General features: G+C 64.9%; 24 protein-coding genes. 22 read left to right on the forward strand and 2 right to left on the reverse strand.

Annotation, left to right across the window (positions count from 1 at the left end; genetic code table 11):
- The 13 genes from flhF to ACNFG0_RS06900 all read left to right on the forward strand — a co-directional run bounded on the left by flhF (position 1) and on the right by ACNFG0_RS06900 (position 11,930).
- Positions 1-1,311, forward strand: a complete 1,311-nt coding sequence (gene flhF, locus ACNFG0_RS06840; RefSeq protein ID WP_196144818.1) for a flagellar biosynthesis protein FlhF — start codon at positions 1-3, stop codon at positions 1,309-1,311.
- Between the two features lie 88 nt (positions 1,312-1,399).
- On the forward strand, positions 1,400-2,233 hold the full coding sequence (gene fleN, locus ACNFG0_RS06845; RefSeq protein WP_196144817.1) for a flagellar synthesis regulator FleN: 834 nt from the start codon (positions 1,400-1,402) through the stop codon (positions 2,231-2,233).
- Positions 2,230-2,970 carry an RNA polymerase sigma factor FliA gene (gene fliA / locus ACNFG0_RS06850; RefSeq protein WP_196144816.1) on the forward strand — a complete coding sequence of 247 codons (741 nt, stop codon included), beginning with the start codon at positions 2,230-2,232 and terminating at the stop codon, positions 2,968-2,970. Before fleN ends, fliA begins: the two co-directional genes overlap by 4 nt.
- Positions 2,971-3,075: 105 nt before the next feature.
- Positions 3,076-3,450: a chemotaxis response regulator CheY gene (locus tag ACNFG0_RS06855; protein WP_011534888.1), complete on the forward strand. Its 375-nt coding sequence runs from the start codon at positions 3,076-3,078 to the stop codon at positions 3,448-3,450.
- 18 nt (positions 3,451-3,468) lie between these two features.
- Positions 3,469-4,257, forward strand: a complete 789-nt coding sequence (locus tag ACNFG0_RS06860; protein WP_196144815.1) for a protein phosphatase CheZ — start codon at positions 3,469-3,471, stop codon at positions 4,255-4,257.
- A 12-nt stretch (positions 4,258-4,269) separates the two neighbouring features.
- Complete coding sequence (locus ACNFG0_RS06865; protein WP_416764344.1) at positions 4,270-6,510, forward strand: chemotaxis protein CheA; 2,241 nt, start codon at positions 4,270-4,272, stop codon at positions 6,508-6,510.
- 45 nt (positions 6,511-6,555) lie between these two features.
- Positions 6,556-7,686, forward strand: a complete 1,131-nt coding sequence (locus ACNFG0_RS06870) for a protein-glutamate methylesterase/protein-glutamine glutaminase (RefSeq protein WP_196156170.1) — start codon at positions 6,556-6,558, stop codon at positions 7,684-7,686.
- Complete coding sequence (locus tag ACNFG0_RS06875) at positions 7,686-8,426, forward strand: flagellar motor protein (protein ID WP_084858213.1); 741 nt, start codon at positions 7,686-7,688, stop codon at positions 8,424-8,426. The genes ACNFG0_RS06870 and ACNFG0_RS06875 overlap by 1 nt, the downstream gene beginning before the upstream one ends.
- A gap of 3 nt (positions 8,427-8,429) precedes the next feature.
- On the forward strand, positions 8,430-9,287 hold the full coding sequence (motD, locus tag ACNFG0_RS06880) for a flagellar motor protein MotD (RefSeq protein ID WP_196144812.1): 858 nt from the start codon (positions 8,430-8,432) through the stop codon (positions 9,285-9,287).
- 83 nt (positions 9,288-9,370) lie between these two features.
- On the forward strand, positions 9,371-10,159 hold the full coding sequence (locus ACNFG0_RS06885) for a ParA family protein (protein WP_084858211.1): 789 nt from the start codon (positions 9,371-9,373) through the stop codon (positions 10,157-10,159).
- The gene (locus ACNFG0_RS06890) at positions 10,159-11,013 is read left to right on the forward strand and encodes a CheW domain-containing protein (RefSeq protein WP_196144811.1); all 855 of its coding nucleotides are present in this window, start codon (positions 10,159-10,161) and stop codon (positions 11,011-11,013) included. Before ACNFG0_RS06885 ends, ACNFG0_RS06890 begins: the two co-directional genes overlap by 1 nt.
- Positions 11,014-11,053: 40 nt before the next feature.
- On the forward strand, positions 11,054-11,533 hold the full coding sequence (locus tag ACNFG0_RS06895; protein WP_003254393.1) for a chemotaxis protein CheW: 480 nt from the start codon (positions 11,054-11,056) through the stop codon (positions 11,531-11,533).
- A 1-nt stretch (position 11,534) separates the two neighbouring features.
- Entirely contained in the window at positions 11,535-11,930 is a 396-nt protein-coding gene (locus ACNFG0_RS06900; RefSeq protein ID WP_416764345.1) for a DUF2802 domain-containing protein, read from the forward strand.
- A 251-nt stretch (positions 11,931-12,181) separates the two neighbouring features.
- Here the strand turns inward: ACNFG0_RS06900 and ACNFG0_RS06905 are convergent, their stop codons facing one another.
- Positions 12,182-12,511, reverse strand: a complete 330-nt coding sequence (locus tag ACNFG0_RS06905) for an EscU/YscU/HrcU family type III secretion system export apparatus switch protein (protein ID WP_196144809.1) — start codon at positions 12,509-12,511, stop codon at positions 12,182-12,184.
- Complete coding sequence (locus ACNFG0_RS06910; RefSeq protein ID WP_416764346.1) at positions 12,508-14,073, reverse strand: flagellar hook-length control protein FliK; 1,566 nt, start codon at positions 14,071-14,073, stop codon at positions 12,508-12,510. The genes ACNFG0_RS06905 and ACNFG0_RS06910 overlap by 4 nt, the downstream gene beginning before the upstream one ends.
- 181 nt (positions 14,074-14,254) lie before the next feature.
- On the opposite strand from ACNFG0_RS06910, the gene ccmA reads away from it, so the two are divergent.
- The 9 genes from ccmA to ccmI are packed head-to-tail and all read left to right on the forward strand — an operon-like array spanning position 14,255 to position 21,171.
- A complete protein-coding gene (ccmA, locus tag ACNFG0_RS06915; protein WP_196144807.1) occupies positions 14,255-14,887 on the forward strand; it encodes a cytochrome c biogenesis heme-transporting ATPase CcmA in 633 nt (210 codons plus the stop codon).
- Positions 14,875-15,552: a heme exporter protein CcmB gene (gene ccmB / locus ACNFG0_RS06920; RefSeq protein ID WP_416764347.1), complete on the forward strand. Its 678-nt coding sequence runs from the start codon at positions 14,875-14,877 to the stop codon at positions 15,550-15,552. Before ccmA ends, ccmB begins: the two co-directional genes overlap by 13 nt.
- Positions 15,553-15,598: 46 nt before the next feature.
- Complete coding sequence (locus tag ACNFG0_RS06925; protein ID WP_196156167.1) at positions 15,599-16,366, forward strand: heme ABC transporter permease; 768 nt, start codon at positions 15,599-15,601, stop codon at positions 16,364-16,366.
- Positions 16,363-16,539 (forward strand): heme exporter protein CcmD, encoded by a 177-nt coding sequence (ccmD, locus tag ACNFG0_RS06930; protein WP_084858204.1) that lies wholly within the window; start codon positions 16,363-16,365, stop codon positions 16,537-16,539. The genes ACNFG0_RS06925 and ccmD overlap by 4 nt, the downstream gene beginning before the upstream one ends.
- A complete protein-coding gene (gene ccmE / locus ACNFG0_RS06935; RefSeq protein ID WP_070577143.1) occupies positions 16,536-16,991 on the forward strand; it encodes a cytochrome c maturation protein CcmE in 456 nt (151 codons plus the stop codon). The genes ccmD and ccmE overlap by 4 nt, the downstream gene beginning before the upstream one ends.
- Positions 16,992-17,002: 11 nt before the next feature.
- A complete protein-coding gene (locus ACNFG0_RS06940; protein ID WP_196144828.1) occupies positions 17,003-18,976 on the forward strand; it encodes a heme lyase CcmF/NrfE family subunit in 1,974 nt (657 codons plus the stop codon).
- Positions 18,973-19,509 (forward strand): DsbE family thiol:disulfide interchange protein, encoded by a 537-nt coding sequence (locus ACNFG0_RS06945; RefSeq protein WP_196144804.1) that lies wholly within the window; start codon positions 18,973-18,975, stop codon positions 19,507-19,509. The genes ACNFG0_RS06940 and ACNFG0_RS06945 overlap by 4 nt, the downstream gene beginning before the upstream one ends.
- The gene (locus ACNFG0_RS06950; RefSeq protein WP_196144803.1) at positions 19,506-19,982 is read left to right on the forward strand and encodes a cytochrome c-type biogenesis protein; all 477 of its coding nucleotides are present in this window, start codon (positions 19,506-19,508) and stop codon (positions 19,980-19,982) included. Before ACNFG0_RS06945 ends, ACNFG0_RS06950 begins: the two co-directional genes overlap by 4 nt.
- Complete coding sequence (ccmI, locus tag ACNFG0_RS06955) at positions 19,975-21,171, forward strand: c-type cytochrome biogenesis protein CcmI (protein WP_196156166.1); 1,197 nt, start codon at positions 19,975-19,977, stop codon at positions 21,169-21,171. The genes ACNFG0_RS06950 and ccmI overlap by 8 nt, the downstream gene beginning before the upstream one ends.
- The last annotated feature ends 8 nt before the right edge of the window (positions 21,172-21,179 follow it).

A 21,179-nucleotide genomic window follows, 5' to 3' on the forward strand; every position in this document is an offset into this window, starting at 1 on the left:
ATGCAAGTTAAGCGTTTTTTCGCCGCCGATATGCGTCAGGCCATGAAGCTGGTCCGCGATGAGCTGGGCGCCGACGCCGCCATCATCGGCAACCGGCGCATCGCCGGCGGTGTCGAGTTGACGGCCGCGCTGGACTACAAGCTGTCCGCCCTGGCCCCGCGTGTGCCGAACATCGAGCTCGAGGACGAACTGCGCAAAACCCAGTCGCGCATCGCCACCGCACAGGCCGAGCTGAGCAGCCGCCACGAAGGCGACGAGGGCAACCGGCAATTGTTTGCCGGCCTCTCGCTGACCGCCTCCGAACCGCTGGTCGAGCCCCATGTCGATGCGCCTGTCCCGGCTGCCGCGCCTGCGCCCGCGCCGGTCGACCCGCGCCTGTTCGATGCTATGCGCTCGGAGCTCTCGGGCCTGCGCGAACTGCTCGAAGTGCAGCTCGGATCCCTGGCCTGGAACCAGCTGCAGGGCAACAAGCCGCAGCAGGCCAACCTTTGGCGCCGCCTGCAGCGCATCGGTTTGTCGGGCCCCATCGCCCGCGAAGTGCTCGAACTGACCGGCGAGATCGAAGCGCCTCGCCAGGCCTGGCGCATGGTCCTGGCGCACCTGGCGCGGATGATCCAGGTACCCGAGGTGGAGCCGCTCGAGGAGGGCGGGGTGATCGCCATGGTCGGCCCGGCCGGCATGGGCAAGACCACCACCCTGGCCAAGCTCGCCGCGCGCTATGTGCTCAAGTACGGCGCCCAGCAACTGGCGCTGGTGAGCATGGACAGCTTCCGCATCGGTGCCCAGGAGCAGCTCAAGACCCTGGGCAGGATCCTCAATGTGCCGGTGACCTATGTCGACCCCGGCCAGTCCCTGGCCCAGGCTCTGGAGCCACTGCTGCGCAAGCGTGTGGTGCTGATCGATACCGCGGGTCTTCAGGCCAGCGACCCGGCCCTGCGCATGCAGCTGGAGACCCTCGCCGGGCGCGGCATCGCCGCCAGGAACTACCTGGTGCTGGCGACCACCAGCCAGAAGCAGGTGCTCACCGCCGCCTACCACAGCTACAAGCGTTGTGGCCTGGCCGGGTGCATCCTGACCAAGCTAGATGAAACGGCCAGCCTCGGTGAAGTACTGAGCCTTGCCATCAGTCATGAATTGCCAGTGGCCTATCTGACCGACGGGCCGCGTATTCCTGACGATCTGCAGTTGCCGCGCAAGCACCAGTTGGTCAGCCGCGCGGTCAGTGTGCAGTTGCAGGACGAGCCCAGCGAGGAGGCAATGGCCGACATGTTCGCTGATCTCTACCACAACCCTGGCAAACGTGCGGGTTGACGAATGGACATCGCAAAGTACCTACACGAAAGGGGCGCTGTTCGACCCCTTGTGTGGCCTGGGCCCCGAGACAAGGTAAAGAACAAACATGGGTAGCATGCATCCCGTACAGGTGATCGCCGTGACCGGCGGCAAAGGCGGCGTCGGCAAGACCAACGTTTCAGTTAACCTGTCCCTGGCCCTGGCTGACCTGGGGCGGCGGGTCATGCTGCTGGATGCCGACCTGGGCCTGGCCAATGTCGACGTATTGCTGGGCCTTTCGCCCAAGCGCACCCTGGCCGATGTCATCGAGGGGCGTTGCGAACTGCGCGACGTGCTGCTGCAGGGACCGGCAGGCGTACGCATCGTGCCGGCGGCCTCCGGTACCCAGAGCATGGTGCACCTGGCGCCGGCGCAGCATGCCGGCCTGATCCAGGCATTCAGCGAAATCGGCGACAACCTCGACGTGCTGGTGATCGACACCGCCGCCGGGATCGGCGATTCGGTGGTCAGCTTCGTCCGAGCCGCCCAGGAGGTGCTGCTGGTGGTGTGCGACGAGCCTACGTCCATCACCGATGCCTATGCCCTGATCAAGCTGCTCAACCGTGACTACGGCATGAATCGCTTCCGCGTTCTGGCCAACATGGCGCAGAGCCCGCAGGAAGGGCGCAACCTGTTTGCCAAGTTGACCAAGGTCACGGATCGGTTCCTGGACGTCGCCCTACAATACGTCGGTGCCGTGCCTTACGACGAATGCGTGCGCAAGGCGGTGCAGAAGCAGCGGGCGGTCTATGAGGCCTTCCCTCGGTCCAAGTGTGCATTGGCCTTCAAGGCCATCGCGCAGAAGGTCGACAGCTGGCCGCTGCCTGCCAACCCGCGCGGGCACCTTGAGTTCTTCGTCGAGCGCCTGGTGCAACCCACCAGTGCAGGGCCGGTACTATGAATGCAAGTGGTTACAAGATGTACAGCAGGGCGGCGCGCGATGCCCAGTATGAACTGGTCGAGCGTTATGCCCCGCTGGTCAAGCGCATCGCCTATCACCTGCTGGCACGCTTGCCGGCCAACGTGCAGGTCGAGGACCTGATCCAGGCGGGCATGATCGGCCTGCTGGAAGTGGCCAACAAGTACGACGCCAGCAAGGGCGCCAGCTTCGAGACCTACGCCGGCATCCGCATCCGTGGCGCCATGCTCGACGAGGTGCGCAAGGGGGATTGGGCGCCGCGTTCGGTGCACCGCAATACCCGCATGGTCAGCGATGCGATCCGTGCCGTTGAAGCCAGAACCGGTCGTGACGCTAAAGATCATGAAGTTGCTGCCGAACTCCAATTGAGTCTCGATGATTATTACGGGATCTTGAACGACACCCTGGGCAGTCGCCTGTTCAGCTTCGACGACCTATTGCAGGACGGCGAACACGAAGGGCTGCACGAGGATGGCGCCAGCGGCCAGCAGGAGCCGGCGCGGGACCTGGAGGACGAGCGCTTCCAGGCCGCCCTGGCCGAGGCGATCGCCAACCTGCCGGAGCGCGAACGCCTGGTCCTGGCGCTGTACTACGACGAGGAGCTGAACCTCAAGGAAATCGGTGAGGTGCTTGGGGTCAGCGAGTCGCGCGTCAGCCAGCTGCATAGCCAGTGCGCGGCGCGCCTGCGCAGCCGCCTGGGAGAATGGCGCGCGCGTTGAGCCAGGGTTCGCCGCAGTCGTTGTACGTTGTACCGAATTGATTGAATGCGCGCTCGGGGGGCCGGGCGCGTTAAAGACTGCTTGGAGGTCTAATTGAACAAAGACATGAAAATCCTCATCGTTGACGACTTCTCGACGATGCGGCGGATCATCAAGAACCTGTTGCGTGACCTGGGCTTCACCAACACCGAAGAAGCCGACGACGGCACCACGGCGCTGCCGATGCTGGAAAACGGCCATTACGACTTCCTCGTGACCGACTGGAACATGCCTGGCATGTCCGGCATCGACCTGCTGCGCAAGGTCCGCGCCCACGACCGTCTCAAGGGCATGCCAGTGCTGATGGTCACCGCCGAAGCCAAGCGTGACCAGATCATCGAAGCCGCCCAGGCCGGGGTCAACGGCTACGTGGTCAAGCCTTTCACGGCCCAGGTGCTCAAGGAAAAGATCGAGAAGATCTTCGAACGCGTCAACGGCTGAGTCACGTCAGGGGGCGCCATGGAGCAAATGAATACATCGCTCGGGGAGTTCGAGACGACCCTGAAGAAGCATGCCCAGGAACTGGTCGAGAGCCTCGAGCGCGGCCGGTTCGGCGAGGCGGTGCAGCTGATTCACCAGCTGAACCAGACCCGCGACCGTGGCCTGTACCAGGAAGTCGGCAAGCTCACCCGCGAGCTGCACAGTGCAATCGTCAGCTTCCAGATCGACCCGCGCATGCCGCAGGCCGAGGAAGTCTCGCAGATCACCGACGCCACTGAACGCCTGTCCTATGTGGTCAAGCTGACCGAGGGCGCGGCCAACCGGACGATGGACCTGGTCGAGGCCGGCACCCCGGTGCTCAACGACCTGGTGGCCGAGGCCCAGAGCCTGAGTGCCGACTGGCAGCGCTTCATGCGCCGCGAAGTCGCAGCGCCCGAGTTTCGCGAGCTGGTCAAGCGCGTCGACAGTTTCCTGACGCACAGTGCCGAGGGTAATCGCAAGGTCGCCGGCCACCTCAACGATATCCTCCTGGCGCAGGACTATCAGGACCTGACCGGCCAGGTGATCAAGCGCGTGACCGCGCTGGTCACCGAGGTGGAAAGCAACCTGCTCAAGCTGGTGCTGATGGCCAGCCAGGTGGACCGTTTTGCCGGTATCGAACACGACCACCAGCAACTGCGCGCTGAAAAAGATCAAGAAAAACATCCGACTCGGGGTGAAGGTCCGCAGATTCATGCCGATAAGCGTGAAGATGTCGTGTCCGGTCAGGACGACGTCGACGATTTGCTGTCCAGCCTGGGTTTTTAAGGAGCACGTTCAATGAGCTTCGGCGCCGATGAAGAAATCCTCCAGGATTTCCTGGTAGAGGCCGGCGAAATCCTCGAGCAATTGTCCGAGCAGCTGGTCGAGCTGGAAAGCCGACCCGAAGATGCCGACTTGCTCAACGCGATCTTCCGTGGTTTTCACACTGTAAAAGGGGGCGCCGGTTTCCTTCAGCTCAACGAGCTGGTGGAGTGCTGTCATATCGCCGAGAACGTGTTCGACATCCTGCGCAAAGGTGAGCGCCGGGTCGATGCGGAACTGATGGACGTGGTCCTCGAAGCGCTGGACACGGTCAACAGCATGTTCGGCCAGGTGCGCGAGCGCAGCGACATCACCCCGGCCACGCCAGAGCTGCTGGCGGCCTTGTCGCGCCTGGCTGAGCCTGCCGGTGCCGACAGCGCCGCGCCCGTCGTCGAGGCGCCGGTGGCGGCCGTGGCCGAAGCGCCAGCGGCCGAGCCGGACATCACCGACAGCGAATTCGAGCAGTTGCTCGATTCCCTCGACGCGGTCAAGGCCCAGGCAGAGGCCGCCGAGCAGATGCAGGGTGAGGTCGTGGGCGGCGAGGGTGACGAGATCAGCGACGCCGAATTCGAATCGCTGCTCGACCAACTGCATGGCAAGGGCCAGTTCTCCCCTGAAGTCGTGGCCGCCACCCCGGCGAGCAGTACTTCGGCGCCTGCGGCATCCGACGAAATCACCGACGACGAATTCGAAGCGCTGCTCGATCAACTGCACGGCAAAGGCACCTTCGCCGCCGATGCGCTGGCGTCTGCGAGCGCGTCTGGCGCCCCGGCAGCACCCGCCGAGGCGGGCGGCGAGCACATCACCGATCATGAATTCGAAGCCCTGTTGGACCAACTGCACGGCAAGGGCAAATTCTCCAGCGATGCGCTGGCCACCCAGGCGCCTGACGCACCTGCCGCTGTGGCCAGCGCCGCACCGACCAAGGCCGACAGCAAACCGGCTGCCAAGCCTGAGTCGGCCCCGGCCGCGAAACCTGCCGCCGCCAAGCCCACTGCCCCGACCCGTGCCGCGGCCCCGGCGGCCGACAAGCCGGTGGTCAGCGAGGCGGAAACCACCGTGCGGGTCGACACCGCGCGCCTGGACGAGATCATGAACATGGTCGGCGAGCTGGTGCTGGTGCGTAACCGCCTGGTGCGCCTGGGCCTGAACAGCGGCGACGAGGCCATGTCCAAGGCTGTGTCCAACCTCGACGTGGTCACCGCCGATCTGCAGACCGCAGTCATGAAGACCCGCATGCAGCCGATCAAGAAGGTCTTCGGCCGCTTCCCGCGTCTGGTCCGCGACCTGGCCCGCCAGCTCAAGAAGGAAATCAACCTGGAGCTGGTCGGCGAAGAGACCGACCTGGACAAGAACCTCGTCGAAGCCTTGGCCGACCCACTGGTGCACTTGGTGCGCAACGCCGTCGACCATGGCATCGAGATGCCCGACGAGCGCGAAGCCTCTGGCAAGGCGCGCACCGGCCATGTGGTGTTGTCCGCCGAGCAGGAGGGTGACCACATCCTGTTGTCGATTTCCGACGACGGCAAGGGCATGGACCCGAACGTGCTGCGTGCCAAGGCGGTGGAAAAGGGCCTGATGGACAAGGACGCCGCCGAGCGCCTGAGCGAGTCGGACTGCTACAACCTGATCTTCGCCCCCGGCTTCTCCACCAAGACCGAGATCTCCGACGTGTCCGGTCGCGGCGTGGGCATGGACGTGGTCAAGACCAAGATCGCCCAGCTCAACGGTTCGATCAACATCTTCTCGGCCAAGGGCCAGGGCTCGAAGATCGTCATCAAGGTGCCGCTGACGCTGGCGATCATGCCGACCCTGATGGTGATGCTGGGCAACCAGGCGTTCGCCTTCCCGCTGGTCAACGTCAACGAGATCTTCCACCTGGACCTGTCGCGCACCAACGTGGTCGACGGCCAGGAGGTCGTGATCGTGCGCGACAAGGCGCTGCCGCTGTTCTACCTCAAGCGCTGGCTGGTTCAGGACCAGGTGCACGAGGAGCAGCGTGAGGGCCATGTGGTGATCCTCTCGGTCGGCACCCAGCGCATCGGCTTCGTCGTCGATCAGTTGGTGGGGCAGGAGGAAGTGGTGATCAAACCGCTGGGCAAGATGCTGCAGGGCACCCCGGGCATGTCCGGCGCGACCATCACCGGCGACGGTCGCATCGCGTTGATCCTCGACGTACCGAGCATGCTCAAGCGTTACGCCGCGCGGCGTTATTGATTTCGGTGGCGCACCCTGGCGGTGGCGCCGCCTAATGGAGTGTTTATGGCAGTCAAGGTCCTGGTGGTGGATGATTCCGGTTTCTTCCGCCGCCGCGTCTCGGAAATTCTCTCGGCCGACCCGACGATCCAAGTCGTCGGCACTGCGACCAACGGCAAGGAAGCGATCGACCAGGCGCTGGCGCTGCGACCGGATGTCATCACCATGGACTACGAAATGCCCATGATGGATGGCATCACCGCAGTGCGGCACATCATGCAGCGCTGCCCGACCCCGGTATTGATGTTCTCCTCGCTGACCCACGAAGGCGCCCGGGTCACCCTTGACGCACTGGACGCCGGCGCGGTGGACTACCTGCCGAAGAACTTCGAGGACATCTCGCGCAACCCGGATAAGGTCAGGCAGTTGCTGTGCGAGAAGGTCCACACCATTTCCCGCAGCAACCGCCGTTTCGGCGGCTATGCCACGGCCATCCCGACGCCAGCGCCTGCACCGGCCAGCCAAGCCCCGGCCAGCAGCCTGGGTAGCGCTGCGCCGGCCCGCAGTGCCGTACCGGCTGCCCCGGTGACGCGCAGCGCGGCTGGCACCAGCCACTCACCCGCGCCCAAGCGCAAGCCCTACAAGCTGGTGGCCATCGGTACTTCCACCGGCGGCCCGGTGGCGCTGCAACGGGTGCTCACCCAGCTGCCGGCCAGCTTCCCTGCGCCGATCGTGCTCATCCAGCACATGCCGGCGGCGTTCACCAAGGCCTTCGCCGAGCGCCTGGACAAGCTGTGCAAGATCAGCGTCAAGGAGGCCGAGGACGGCGATGTGCTGCGCCCGGGCCTGGCCTTGCTGGCCCCAGGTGGCAAGCAGATGATGGTCGACGGCCGTGGCACGGTGAAGATTCTGCCGGGTGACGAACGCCTGAACTACAAGCCGTGCGTAGACATTACCTTCGGCTCGGCGGCCAAGTCCTATGGCGACAAGGTGCTGTCGGTGGTGCTCACCGGCATGGGCGCCGATGGCCGCGAAGGTGCGCGCCTGCTCAAACAGGGCGGCAGCACCGTGTGGGCCCAGGATGAAGCCAGCTGTGTGATTTATGGCATGCCCATGGCCATCGTCAAAGCCAACCTGGCCGATGCCGTTTACAGCCTGGACGAAATCGGCAAGCACCTGGTCGAGGCGTGCATCTGATGGACGTGCTGAGCCTGATCGGCCTGATCCTCGCCTTTGTCGCCATCGTCGGCGGTAACTTCCTCGAGGGCGGCCATGTCGGGGCCTTGATCAACGGCCCGGCGGCCCTGATCGTGCTGGGTGGTACCTTGGCTGCAGCGCTCCTGCAATCGCCGTTGCCGGCGTTCAAGCGGGCCTTGCAGATCCTGCGCTGGATCTTCTTCCCGCCCCGGGTGGACCTGCCAGGTGGCATCGACCGGGTCGTCAACTGGAGCCTGACCGCACGCAAGGAAGGCCTGCTGGGCCTGGAAGGGGTGGCCGATGCCGAACCCGACCCCTATGCGCGCAAGGGTTTGCAGTTGCTGGTCGACGGCGCCGAGCCCGAGGCCATCCGCAGCATCCTCGAGGTCGATTTCCTGACCCAGGAAAGCCGTGATATCCAGGCAGCCAAGGTGTTCGAGAGCATGGGCGGCTACGCGCCGACCATCGGCATCATCGGTGCGGTCATGGGCCTGATCCATGTGATGGGCAACCTGGCCGACCCGTCGCAATTGGGCAATGGCATCGCCGTGGCGTTCGTCGCCACTATCTATGGCGTGGCCAGCGCCAACCTGATCCTGCTGCCGGTCGCCAACAAGCTCAAGGCCATCGCCCTGCGCCAGTCGCGCTATCGCGAGATGCTCCTTGAGGGCCTGCTGTCGATCGCCGAAGGGGAGAACCCACGCTCGATCGAGCTGAAGCTGCAAGGCTTCATGGAGTAGACCATGGCCCGTCGTCGCCCTACCGAGGAACACGAGAATCACGAACGCTGGCTGGTGTCGTATGCCGACTTCATCACGTTGTTGTTCGCTTTCTTCGTGGTCATGTACTCGATTTCCTCGATCAACGAGGGCAAGTACAAGGTCATTTCCCAGGCGTTGATCGGCGTGTTCAACGACCCTGAGCGCAGCATGAAGCCGATCCCCATCGGCGACGAACGCCCATTGACCATCAAGCCAGCCGAGCCGTTGGTCAAGGACAGCGAGCAGACCGATGCAGGCCTGGCGCAGAGCAGTGTGGACCCATTGCAAAGCATCGCCGATGACGTGCGCGAGGCGTTCGGCGACCTGATCAAGTCCGACCAGATGACCGTGCGCGGCAACGAACTGTGGGTGGAAATCGAGCTCAACTCGTCGCTGTTGTTCGGCAGTGGCGATGCCATGCCGAGCGACATGGCCTTCAACCTTATCGAAAAGGTGGCCAACATCCTCAAACCGTTCGCCAACCCGGTGCACGTGGAAGGCTTTACCGACAACCTGCCGATTCGCACGGCCCAGTACCCGACCAACTGGGAGCTGTCGTCGGCGCGCGCGGCGAGCATCGTCCGCTTGCTGGCCATGAATGGCGTCAATCCGGCGCGCATGGCTTCGGTGGGCTATGGCGAATACCAGCCGGTGGCGAGCAACGACACGGCCGAAGGGCGTGCACGCAACCGCCGCGTGGTCCTGGTGATTTCCCGTAACCTCGAGGTGCGTCGCAGCCTGACCGGCTCCGGCAGCGCCAATGCCACGCCAGATGCGGCCTTGCGCCGTGCTGGCACACAAAGTGCACCGGCAACGCCTGCAGCGGTGGCAGGGCCATAACTCGTCAATTCTCTGGCACCGTATACCCTGTGGGAGCCGGCTTCCACAAGGTTCAGCATCATTAACGAGTCATGAGTCGTCTTATGAGAGTCTGGGCAGTAGCCAATCAAAAAGGTGGAGTCGGCAAGACCACCACTACCATCGCCTTGGCCGGTTTGCTGGCCGAGGCGGGCAAGCGCGTGGTCGTGGTCGACCTCGACCCCCATGGCTCGATGACCAGCTATTTTGGGCATAACCCCGATGCCCTGGAACACAGCTGCTACGACCTGTTCCTGCACAAGGGCTCAGTGCCCGAGGGGCTGCCCGGGCAACTGCTGCTGCCGACCAGCGACGAGCGTATCTCGTTGCTGCCTTCGAGCACCGCATTGGCGGTGCTCGAGCGCCAGTCGCCGGGACAGAGTGGCCTGGGCCTGGTCATCGCCAAGAGTCTGGCGCAGCTGTGGCAGGACTTCGACTTCGCCCTGATCGACAGCCCGCCGTTGCTCGGGGTGCTGATGGTCAATGCCCTGGCGGCCAGCCAGCAGTTGGTGATCCCGGTGCAGACCGAGTTTCTTGCGGTCAAGGGGCTCGAGCGCATGGTCGGTACCCTGGCCATGGTCAACCGTTCACGGCGCCAGGCCTTGCCCTACCAGATCGTGCCGACCCTGTTCGACCGGCGTACCCAAGCCTCCCTGGGCACCCTCAAGGTGCTGCGCGATAACTATGGCGAACAGGTCTGGCCGGGCTACATCCCGGTCGATACGCGCCTGCGCGATGCCAGCCGGGCGGGTGTCACGCCCTCGCAGTTCGACGGCAAGAGCCGTGGTTTGATCGCCTACCGGGCGCTGCTCAAGCACCTGTTGACCCAACAATCGGCACTGCAGGTGGCCTGATGAATTCCGCACGACAGACCACCACCAAGCCGCAACTGGCCCTGCAGTCCTACCTCGACGGGTTGCTTCAGGAAGCCACGCAGGAACTCGACCCGCCCGCTGTGCCGGCCGAAGCGGCGCCCAGCGATGAATTTGCCGAGGCCGTTCGCCAGGAGCAAGCGCAGGATGCTCAGCGCGAACCTCTGGCTACGATGCGGCCGTTCGCTGAGCCTGAGGCCAAGGTGTTGCCCACTGTGCTGACGGCTGTCGACGTTGCGCCCAAGGCCGAAGTCGTAGGCGAGGCACAAAAACAGGCCGAGCTGATCACGCCTGTGGCCCCCCTGGTCGATGTGCATTTGCCATCGGCCGGCGCGGTGCTGCCGCCCAAGACCGTCGACGGCCGTCCGGCCTGGGCGGCGGAGCCGTTCGAATGCCTGCTGTTCGATGTCGCCGGCCTGACCCTGGCCGTGCCGCTGGTCTGCCTTGGCTCGATCTACAGCCTGGCTGGCCAGGAACTGACACCGTTGTTTGGTCAGCCAGACTGGTTCCTCGGCATCCTCACCTGCCAGGCGGGCAACCTCAAGGTCCTGGACACCGCGCGCTGGGTCATGCCCGACCGCTACCGCGAGGACTTCCGCCAGGGCCTGCAATATGTGATTTCCGTCCAGGGTTACGAATGGGGGCTGGCCGTGCACCAGGTCAGCCGTTCCCTGCGCCTGGACCCGGCCGAGATCAAGTGGCGCAGCCAGCGTGGGCAGCGACCTTGGCTGGCCGGCACGGTGATCGAACACATGTGTGCCTTGCTCGATGTTGCCGAACTGGCCGAGTTGATCGCCAGCGGCGCCGTCAAGCAGATGCACGCCAAACACCAATGACCGAACACACCGCCAAGCGCGGATTTCAAGGGGTAGGGGAATGAAAAAGTCGTCTGCACAAGGTTCCGAAGATCCGATCCTGCAGTGGGTAACGTTCCGTCTGGACAACGAGTCCTACGGCATCAACGTCATGCAGGTGCAGGAAGTCCTGCGCTACACCGAGATCGCGCCGGTACCGGGTGCGCCGAGCTATGTGCTGGGCATCATCAACCTGCGCGGCAATGTGGTCACGGTGATCGACACCCGCCAGCGTTTTGGCCTGATGCCCACCGAAGTCACCGATAACACCCGCATCGTCATCATCGAGGCGGACAAGCAGGTGGTCGGTATCCTGGTCGACAGCGTGGCCGAGGTGGTCTACCTGCGCCAATCGGAAATCGAAACCGCGCCGAATGTCGGTAACGAGGAGTCGGCCAAGTTCATCCAGGGCGTGTGCAACAAGAATGGCGAACTGCTGATCCTGGTCGAGTTGGACAAAATGATGACCGAGGAAGAGTGGTCCGAGCTGGAGAATATCTGAGTTGATCTTCGAGGCTGCTGTCCTTTTCCTGGCATTGCTCTGGGCGCTGAGCCTGTGGTTGTTCCTCAACTACAGCAAGCGCCAACGCGAACTGGCCGCCCAGCAGGCCCAGGGCGATGCGCTGCGTGACCAGCGCATCAAGGACCTGGCCAAGCGCCTGGACGACTACCAGAACGGTACCGTGCGCATGGGCGAGGCGATCCACGAGCTGCGCGCCGTGGTCGCGCCGTTGCCCGACAAGCTCCAGCAACTGGAGCAGCGCGACCCCAACAGCGTGACCTTCACCCAGGCGGCCAAGCTGGTGGGCATGGGCGCCAGCGTCGAGGAATTGACCCGCACCTGCGGCCTGACCCAGGCCGAGGCGGAGCTGATGAGCAAGCTGCATCGCGTCGAGTGAAGCGATCCATCGAGCAACGCATAACTATTTGATTTTGCGGGCTTTGTGGGAGCGGGCTTGTCCCGCGATTGGGCCGGGCCGGATATCACCGTCGCCTGGCAAGGGCTTCGCCCTTGATCGCGGGACAAGTCGGACCGCCGCACCGCCGCTCCCACAGGGGGCGGCGCTAGCCGCTTGTTCTCTGCGCGACAGCGCAGCCCGAAGGGCTGGGTAATCTCCTACAGGTTTCTGTCAGATCAATGAGTTTCGCGCTATGAGGGCAGGCGCAGCTGCGTGGGCGTGATGTCGCGCTCGGGAGCCAGCTCGTCATCGAAGCCCGCAGGCACCTTGCCGCGTAATTGCCAGGCAAAGGCGATGATCTCGGCAATGGTCAGGTACAGCGCCTCGGGAATCTGCTCCCCGAGCTCCAGGCGCGCCAGCAGCCGTACCAGCTCGGCGTTCTCGTAGATCGGCACCTCGTGTTCGCGGGCGATGGCGAGGATGGCCTCGGCCAGTTCGTCGTCGCCCTTGGCGCTGAGCGTCGGTGCCTGCTGGCCGTCATAGCTCAGGGCGATGGCCTGGCGCGGTTGCTTGCTACTCATGCGTTTTCATCCACCCAACGTTGTTCCAGGCGTGTGCGTGCCCCTTGCGGCGGCGTGCCGGGGTGGCACTGCAGGTCGCCGACGTTCAGGCCGCGGGCCACCAACCGTTCGCGTAGCTCACCCAACTGACGCTCGATCAATTGTGCGGTCTGGGGCAGTTGCGCCCATAGCTGGCCCGACAGCTGGCCTTGGTTCAGCTGCGCCTGGACCTGCAAGGGGCCGAGCGGTGGCAGGTCGAATGCCAGTTCGATCCGCCACAACGACGCCAGCGGGTCGCGTTGTTCGCGTTGTGGGTCGGCCTGTTGTTCCGGCGTTTCTTCGCGTTGCAGCTTGACCTGCAAGGGCACGAACTCCTGGCCATGGCGGATCGGTATCTCGGTCTGCCAGGTGGTCTGCAGGTTGCCGTTCTCGTTCATGCCGGTTTGCTGCAGGCTGGACAGTTGATGGCTCTGCAGACGCGCGATGGCGGCGGCAGCCAGGCGCAGCAACTGCTGCAGGTCGCCTTCTTCCTCCAGGCTCTTCACCAGCCGCGAGGGCAGGGGGAAGGCGCCGGGCTGAGGCTTGGGCGTGTTGCGTTCGAGCATGCCCAGGGCGCCTCGCGCCATGCCTGGAAACGCCTGCGCCAGGGCGCTGGCCGTGGCGGGGTTGAAGGGTATGCCGGTAGGGAGGGAAGGCGTGGCTTGGGCCACTAGCCGGATCAACTGCGCCTTCAGGTCCGTTGCCACGCCCCCTGTCAGCCCTCCCAGCAGCTTGGCCTCCAGGAAAGCGCCGCTGCTGTGCAGCGCTTGGGCCACAGCCTTGGCATCGCCCAGTTGCCGCGCCTGCGGCAGGCTGGCCAGCAGGCGTTCGGCGCTGGTGCGCAGCTCGCCGTTGCCACTCGGGTCGCGGGCGACCTGCTGCAAGGCATCGAGCAGCCCCGTCAGCGACGCCTGGCGGCTCTGTTGCGCGCCGAGCAATTGGCTGACGGCCAGCTGCTCCTGGCGGCCGCCCAGGGGCACGAAGCGCAGCGACTGGTCACCTTGTACCAGGGCGCTGAGCAGGCTGCCGACTGCCAATGGCCTTGGGCTGTCGACGGTCAGGGTGGCGCCGGCCTGGGGGCTGTTGAGCAGGCTGACCAGCGAGCGGAAGCTGGTCGCGTCACCGGGGTTCGTCGGCAGGGCCTGGCTGGTCAGCACCTTGCCTTGCAGCAGGGTGCCCACTGGCACCTTGGCCGTATCGAGGCGGGTGAGGGCTGCGATATTGCTGGCATTGGCCTGTTGCACGAGGATCGCCAGGCGGTTGCCTTCGGTCTGGGTGACGGTGACCTGGCTCCCCTGGGGCAAGGGCTGGCTGGCGCTGGCCTGCAGTTGGGTCTGGTTGCCGTTGGCCAGCGTCAGGCGCAGCAACAGCTGGAAATCCTGGCCGACCTGGCGCAACGACAGCACATCGGCCCGGGCGGTCTCGCCGGGTGCCATCAAGCCTGGCTGGGGTTGTAGCAGACGCAGCAGTTCGCCGGTCATCGCAGCCTTGCCGGCCTGCAGGCCCAGCACGGTTTGTGCGCCGAGACTATTGATTTCAGTCATGATTGTATACAACCTGTCGGACCAGCCCTCTTGGCAGCGGGACGTTGCATGTAATAATGCCCGCCCGTCCGCCATTGCCACTATAACGGCAGTGAATGGGGCGACTTGAGACACAGGGTCCAGGTTCGCTAGCGCCTTTGGCAAGTAGCGAACCTGGGCCCAACCTGTATAAGGCGAAACCGTGACCCTTCACCTACAAGCCACAGGCCTGGCCTGCGAGCGCGACTGGCGATTGCTCTTCGAGCACCTGGAGTTCCAGTTGCGGCCCGGTGACATGCTGCAGATCAGCGGCCCCAACGGTAGCGGCAAGACCAGCCTGCTGCGCCTGTTGGCCGGCCTGATGCAGCCGACGGCCGGGCAAATCCTGCTGGGGGGCCAGCCGCTGGCCGAGCAGCGCCATGCCCTGGCCAGTATCCTGCTGTGGATCGGCCACGCCGCCGGAATCAAGGACCTGCTCACGGCCGAGGAAAACCTTGCCTGGCTATGCGCCCTGCACCAGCCGGCCAGCGCCGAGGCGATCTGGCAGGCGCTGGCGGCGGTAGGATTGCGTGGTTTCGAAGACGTGCCGTGCCATACCTTGTCGGCCGGCCAGCAGCGCCGCGTGGCCTTGGCCCGGTTGTACCTGGAAAGCCCACCGCTGTGGATCCTCGACGAACCCTTCACGGCCCTCGACAAGCAGGGCGTGGCTCAACTCGAGGCACACCTGGCGGCCCACTGCGAGCAAGGCGGCACGGTGGTGTTGACCACCCACCATACCCTCGAGCGCAAGCCGTCCGGCTACCGTGAACTTAACCTGGGGCAATGGGCGGCATGAGCGTATTCATCCTGTTGCTGCGCCGCGAGGCGCGCCTGTTGTGCCGCCGTCCGGCGGAACTGGCCAACCCGCTGGTGTTCTTTGCGATCGTCGTCGCCTTGTTTCCACTGGCGGTCGGCCCTGAGACACAATTGTTGCAAACCTTGTCGCCAGGCTTGGTCTGGGTGGCAGCGTTGTTGGCCGTGCTGTTGTCGCTGGACGGCCTGTTTCGCAGCGACTTCGAGGACGGCTCGCTGGAGCAGTGGGTGCTGTCACCGCACCCGTTGGCACTGCTGGTGCTGGCCAAGGTGCTGGCGCATTGGATCTTTTCCGGGCTGGCGCTGGTATTGTTGGCACCGCTGCTGGCGCTGATGCTGGGCCTGCCCGGCAATTGCCTGCCTGTGCTGTTGGGCTCGCTGCTGCTGGGTACGCCGGTGCTGAGCCTGCTGGGCGCGGTGGGCGCGGCGCTGACCGTCGGCCTCAAGCGCGGCGGCCTGTTGCTGGCGTTGCTGATACTGCCGCTGTATATCCCGGTATTGATCCTGGGCAGTGGCGCCTTGCAAGCGGCATTGCAGAATATGCCCGCCACCGGCCATCTGCTGTGGCTGGCCAGCCTGACGGCCTTGGCGGTGACCCTGGCACCTTTTGCGATCGCGGCCGGCCTGAAGATCAGCGTCGGCGAATAACGAGTCCCGGGCTTCCAAGCCCGGCAGATACCCTGGATGTACCCTGATGAAAATGAGCTGGACGTGGTTCCACAAGCTGGGCTCCCCCAAATGGTTCTATGCGATCAGCGGCCGCATGCTGCCGTGGCTGACCGTTTCCGCCACCCTCCTGCTGCTGGTCGGCATCACCTGGGGGCTGGCCTTCGCGCCCCAGGACTATCAGCAGGGCAACAGCTTCCGGATCATCTACATCCATGTGCCGGCCGCCATGCTGGCGCAGTCGTGCTATGTGCTGCTGGCGGTGGCCGGGGTAGTGGGGCTGGTGTGGAAGATGAAACTGGCCGACGTCGCCCTGCAATGCGCCGCCCCCATCGGTGCCTGGATGACCGCGGTGGCCTTGGTGACCGGGGCGATCTGGGGCAAGCCGACCTGGGGTAGCTGGTGGGTCTGGGATGCACGCCTTACGTCCATGCTCATCCTGCTGTTCCTGTACTTCGGCATCATCGCCCTGGGCCAGGCGATCAGCAACCGCGACAGCGCGGCCAAGGCCTGCGCGGTATTGGCCATCGTCGGCGTGGTGAACATCCCGATCATCAAGTATTCGGTGGAGTGGTGGAACACCCTGCACCAAGGCGCCACCTTTACCCTGACCGAAAAACCGGCGATGCCGGCCGAGATGTGGTTGCCATTGCTGTTGACGGCGCTCGGTTTCTACTGCTTCTTCGGCGCGGTGCTGTTGGTGCGCATGCGTCTCGAGGTGCTCAAGCGCGAAGCCCGCGCCAGCTGGGTCCGGGAGGAAGTATTGAACAGCCTGGGTCGGAGGGCCGCCAGATGAGTTTCGCATCCTTCGGTGATTTCCTTGCCATGGGGCATCATGGCCTGTACGTCTGGTCGGCCTATGGCATCTGCCTGGCGGTGCTGGCGCTCAATGTCGCAGCGCCTTTGCTGGCCCGCCGCCGCTACCTGCAAGAAGAGGCGCGCCGTCTGCGCCGGGAGAACAACCAGTGAATCCGCAGCGCAAGAAACGCCTGTTCCTCATCCTCGGCCTGCTGGTCGGCGTGGCCATCGCCGTCGGCTTCGCCCTGAGCGCCCTGCAGCAGAACATCAACCTGTTCTATACCCCGACCCAGATCGCCAATGGCGAGGCGCCGCTCGATACCCGCATTCGCGCAGGCGGCATGGTCGAGAAGGGGTCGGTGCAGCGCTCGTCCGACTCGCTGGACGTGCGCTTCGTGGTCACCGACTTCAACAAGTCGGTGCCGATCACCTACCGCGGCATTCTTCCTGACCTGTTCCGCGAAGGGCAGGGTATCGTGGCCCTGGGCAAGCTCAATGCCGACGGCGTGGTGGTGGCCGACGAGGTGCTGGCCAAGCACGACGAGAAGTACATGCCGCCTGAGGTCACCAAAGCCTTGAAGGAAAGCGGCCAGGCGGCCACCGGCGCGGAGCCCAAGCCATGAACGCGGCCCTGGTGATCCCCGAGCTCGGGCAATTGTCGATGATCCTGGCGATCTGTTTCGCCGTGGTGCAGGCCAGCGTGCCTTTGCTTGGCGCCTGGCGCGGCGACAGCCTGTGGATGAGCCTGGCACGGCCGGCGGCCTGGGGGCAGTTCGCCTTCCTGGCATTCGCCTTCGCCTGCCTCACCCATGCCTTCATGACCGACAACTTCTCGGTGGCCTATGTGGCCAGCAACTCCAACAGCGCCTTGCCCTGGTACTACAAGTTCAGTGCGGTGTGGGGCGCGCACGAGGGTTCGCTGCTGCTCTGGGCGTTGATCCTGGGGGGCTGGACCTTCGCCGTGTCGGTGTTCTCGCGTCAGCTGCCGCAGGTGATGCTGGCCCGGGTTCTGGCGGTGATGGGCATGATCAGCGTCGGTTTCCTGTCGTTCCTGATCATCACCTCCAACCCGTTCGAACGCCTGTTGCCCCAAGTGCCGACCGACGGGCGCGACCTGAACCCGCTGCTGCAGGACTTCGGCCTGATCGTCCACCCGCCGATGCTGTACATGGGCTACGTCGGCTTCTCGGTGGCCTTCGCCTTCGCCATCGCCGCGCTGCTGGGCGGGCGTCTGGACGCGGCCTGGGCGCGCTGGTCGCGGCCTTGGACCATCGTCGCCTGGGCCTTCCTCGGTGTCGGCATCACCCTGGGGTCCTGGTGGGCCTACTACGAGCTGGGCTGGGGCGGCTGGTGGTTCTGGGACCCGGTGGAAAACGCTTCCTTCATGCCGTGGCTGGTGGGCACGGCGCTGATCCACTCGCTGGCGGTCACCGAGAAGCGTGGGGTGTTCAAGAGCTGGACGGTGCTGCTGGCCATCGCCGCCTTCTCCCTGAGCCTGCTGGGTACCTTCCTGGTCCGTTCCGGGGTGTTGACCTCGGTGCATGCCTTCGCGTCCGATCCGTCCCGTGGCGTATTCATCCTGATCTTCCTACTGTTCGTGGTCGGCGGTTCGCTGACCTTGTTCGCCCTGCGCGCACCGGTGGTCAAGAGCCAGGTCGGCTTTGCCCTGTGGTCGCGCGAGACATTGCTGCTGGCCAACAACCTGGTGCTGGTGGTGGCGGCGTCGATGATCCTGCTCGGTACCCTCTACCCGCTGGTACTCGATGCCCTGACCGGGGCCAAGCTGTCGGTCGGCCCGCCTTACTTCGATGCGCTGTTCCTGCCGTTGATGGCGCTGCTGATGGTGGTACTGGGGGTCGGTGTGGTGGTGCGCTGGAAGGACACCCCGGGCAAATGGCTGTTGGGCATGCTGACTCCGGTGCTGGTGGGCAGCGCGGTCCTGGCGCCGGTCGCGGGCCTGCTGGTCGACGACTTCGACTGGCCGGCCCTGAGCGCGTTCGCCCTGGCCGCCTGGGTGGTGCTGGCAGGCGTGCGCGACATCTTCGACAAGACCCGTCACAAGGGCCTGACCAAGGGCCTGCGTGGCTTGTCGCGCAGCTACTGGGGGATGCACCTGGCGCACCTGGGCCTGGCGGTGTGCGCCCTGGGCGTGGTGCTGTCGAGCAATAACAGCGCCGAGCGTGACCTGCGCATGGCACCGGGTGAAACCGTGGAACTGGCGGGGTATCACTTCCTGTTCGAGGGCGCCCAGCACTTCGAGGGGCCGAACTTCATCTCCGACAAGGGCACCGTGCGCATCAGCCGCGACGGTCGCGAAGTGACCGTGTTGCACCCTGAGAAGCGCCTGTATACGGTGCAGCAGGCGATGATGACCGAGGCCGGTATCGACGCCGGCTTCACCCGCGATCTGTATGTCGCCCTCGGCGAGCCTTTGGACAACGGTGCCTGGGCGGTACGGGTGCATATCAAACCTTATGTCCGCTGGATCTGGCTGGGCGGTCTGCTGACCGCGTTGGGCGGGTTCCTGGCGGCGTTCGACCGACGCTACCGCGTCAAGGTCAAGGCCCGGGTGCGTGATGTCCTGGGCATGTCTGGAGCAACTGCATGAAGCGTTGGATCATGGTGTTGCCATTGGCGGTGTTCCTGCTGATGGCGGTCTTCCTCTACAAAGGCCTGTTCCTCAAGCCCGACGAACTGCCCTCGGCGATGATCGGCAAGCCGTTCCCGGCCTTCTCGCTGGCCTCGGTCCAGGGCGATCGTACGCTTACCCCCGCCGACCTGCAGGGGCGCCCGGCACTGGTCAATGTCTGGGCCACCTGGTGCCCTTCGTGCAAGGTCGAACACCCTTACCTCAACCAGCTCGCCGAGCAGGGCGTGGTCATTCATGGGGTCAACTACAAGGACGACAACGCCGCGGCGTTGAAATGGCTGGCCGACTTCCACAACCCGTACCAGCTGAACATTCGTGACGAGCAGGGCAGCCTGGGGCTGGACTTGGGCGTGTACGGGGCGCCGGAAACCTTCCTGGTCGATGCCAAAGGCATCATCCGCTACAAACATGTGGGTGTGGTCGATGCCACGGTGTGGCGCGAGCAACTGGCGCCGCTGTATCAGAGCCTGGTCGAGGAGGCCAAGCCATGAGGCGTTGGCTGGCGGCGGCGATGCTGATCCTGGGCGTGGCCGGTGCGGCCCGGGCCGCCATCGATACCTACCAGTTCCGCGATGATGCCGAGCGCGAGCGTTATCAGCAACTGACCAAGGAGCTGCGCTGCCCCAAGTGCCAGAACCAGGACATCGCCGACTCCAATGCACCCATTGCAGCTGACTTGCGGCGGGAGATCTTCCGCATGCTCGGCGAAGGCAAGAGCAACGAGCAGATCGTCGATTTCATGGTCGATCGCTATGGCGACTTCGTGCGCTACAAGCCGGCGCTCACCGGGCGCACCTGGCTGCTCTGGTTCGGCCCAGGCATCCTCCTGGCCTCCGGCTTCGTGGTGCTGGCGGTGATCGTGCGCCGTCGCCGCGGGCCGGTGGCGGCCACCCCGGAGCAATTGTCGCCTGAAGAACGCGAGCGTCTCGCCAAACTGCTGGATAAAGAACAGACCCATGACTGAATTCTGGCTTAGCGCGGGCCTGCTGTTGCTCGCCGCCCTGGCTTTCCTGCTGATCCCTATCCTGCGCGGCCGCCGCCGCCAGCAACAGGAAGAAGACCGTACTGCCCTCAATGTCGCCTTGTATCAGGAGCGGGTCGCCGAACTGGCAACCCAGCAGGAAGCCGGTGTGCTCGATGCCGAGCAACTGGCCAAGGGCCGCGACGAGGCCGCCCGTGAATTGCTGGCCGATACCGAGGGCGCCGAGGCGCCGCGCCAGGGCCATCTGGGCAAGGCGCTGCCGCTGCTGGCTGCGGTCTTGGTGCCGGCGCTGGGCCTTGGGCTGTACCTGCATTTCGGCGCTGCCGACAAGGTCGAGCTGACCCGCGAGTTCGCCCAGGCGCCGCAGTCGATGGAAGAAATGACCACGCGCCTGGAGCGTGCCGTGCAGGCCCAGCCCGACTCGGCAGAGGGCCTGTATTTCCTTGGCCGCGCCTATATGGCCGAGCAACGCCCAGCCGACGCGGCCCGCACCTTCGAGCGCGCCGTCGCCTTGGCCGGACGCCAGCCCGAGCTGCTTGGCCAATGGGCCCAGGCCTTGTATTTCGCAGCGAACAAGCAGTTCAGCGAGCAGGTACAGGCGTTGACCGACGAAGCGCTCAAGGCTGACCCCAAGGAGGTCACCAGCCTGGGCCTGCGCGGCATCGCCGCGTTCGAGGGCGAGCGCTACCAGGAGGCGATCGACTACTGGCAACGCCTGCTGGCGCAATTGCCCGAAGGTGACGCTTCGCGCGCCGCCCTGCAGGGCGGTATCGACCGTGCCGCAGAACGGTTGCAGGCGGCGGGCGGCAAACCTGCGGCAGTGCCCGAGGCTGCTCGTCTGAAAGTGCGGGTGACACTGGCCGACAAGCTCAAGGACAAGGTCAAGCCCGGTGACACGGTGTTCATCTTCGCCCGTGCCAGCAATGGCCCGCCCATGCCTGTTGCGGCCAAGCGCGTGACGGTGGCCCAGTTGCCGCTGGAAGTGGAGCTTTCCGACGCCGATGCGATGATGCCGCAGATGAAACTGTCGGACTTCAGTGAGGTCCAATTGGTTGCCCGTGTGTCCCGTGCCGGCCAGCCGACCCGGGGCGAATGGATCGGCCAGAGCGCGCCGCTGTCCACCCATACCGAGGCAGCCCAGCACCTGACCATCGACAGCCCAGATCAATAAGAGAGTAT

This window comes from Pseudomonas sp. NY15372, from assembly GCF_048068215.1.
Lineage (GTDB): Bacteria > Pseudomonadota > Gammaproteobacteria > Pseudomonadales > Pseudomonadaceae > Aquipseudomonas > Aquipseudomonas guariconensis_A.

Bases quoted from the DNA above. Each gene is read 5' to 3' on its own strand.
- ccmB (WP_416764347.1), top strand. From the start codon at position 14,875: ATGGGCGGCATGAGCGTATTCATCCTGTTGCTGCGCCGCGAGGCGCGC.
- fliA (WP_196144816.1), top strand. From the start codon at position 2,230: ATGAATGCAAGTGGTTACAAGATGTACAGCAGGGCGGCGCGCGATGCC.
- motD (WP_196144812.1), top strand. From the start codon at position 8,430: ATGGCCCGTCGTCGCCCTACCGAGGAACACGAGAATCACGAACGCTGG.
- ACNFG0_RS06945 (WP_196144804.1), top strand. From the start codon at position 18,973: ATGAAGCGTTGGATCATGGTGTTGCCATTGGCGGTGTTCCTGCTGATG.
- ACNFG0_RS06855 (WP_011534888.1), top strand. From the start codon at position 3,076: ATGAAAATCCTCATCGTTGACGACTTCTCGACGATGCGGCGGATCATC.
- flhF (WP_196144818.1), top strand. From the start codon at position 1: ATGCAAGTTAAGCGTTTTTTCGCCGCCGATATGCGTCAGGCCATGAAG.
- ACNFG0_RS06865 (WP_416764344.1), top strand. From the start codon at position 4,270: ATGAGCTTCGGCGCCGATGAAGAAATCCTCCAGGATTTCCTGGTAGAG.
- ACNFG0_RS06860 (WP_196144815.1), top strand. From the start codon at position 3,469: ATGGAGCAAATGAATACATCGCTCGGGGAGTTCGAGACGACCCTGAAG.
- ACNFG0_RS06885 (WP_084858211.1), top strand. From the start codon at position 9,371: ATGAGAGTCTGGGCAGTAGCCAATCAAAAAGGTGGAGTCGGCAAGACC.
- ACNFG0_RS06890 (WP_196144811.1), top strand. From the start codon at position 10,159: ATGAATTCCGCACGACAGACCACCACCAAGCCGCAACTGGCCCTGCAG.
- ACNFG0_RS06870 (WP_196156170.1), top strand. From the start codon at position 6,556: ATGGCAGTCAAGGTCCTGGTGGTGGATGATTCCGGTTTCTTCCGCCGC.
- ccmI (WP_196156166.1), top strand. From the start codon at position 19,975: ATGACTGAATTCTGGCTTAGCGCGGGCCTGCTGTTGCTCGCCGCCCTG.
- ccmD (WP_084858204.1), top strand. From the start codon at position 16,363: ATGAGTTTCGCATCCTTCGGTGATTTCCTTGCCATGGGGCATCATGGC.
- ACNFG0_RS06950 (WP_196144803.1), top strand. From the start codon at position 19,506: ATGAGGCGTTGGCTGGCGGCGGCGATGCTGATCCTGGGCGTGGCCGGT.
- ACNFG0_RS06910 (WP_416764346.1), bottom strand. From the start codon at position 14,073: ATGACTGAAATCAATAGTCTCGGCGCACAAACCGTGCTGGGCCTGCAG.
- ACNFG0_RS06905 (WP_196144809.1), bottom strand. From the start codon at position 12,511: ATGAGTAGCAAGCAACCGCGCCAGGCCATCGCCCTGAGCTATGACGGC.
- ACNFG0_RS06925 (WP_196156167.1), top strand. From the start codon at position 15,599: ATGAAAATGAGCTGGACGTGGTTCCACAAGCTGGGCTCCCCCAAATGG.
- ACNFG0_RS06875 (WP_084858213.1), top strand. From the start codon at position 7,686: ATGGACGTGCTGAGCCTGATCGGCCTGATCCTCGCCTTTGTCGCCATC.
- fleN (WP_196144817.1), top strand. From the start codon at position 1,400: ATGGGTAGCATGCATCCCGTACAGGTGATCGCCGTGACCGGCGGCAAA.
- ACNFG0_RS06895 (WP_003254393.1), top strand. From the start codon at position 11,054: ATGAAAAAGTCGTCTGCACAAGGTTCCGAAGATCCGATCCTGCAGTGG.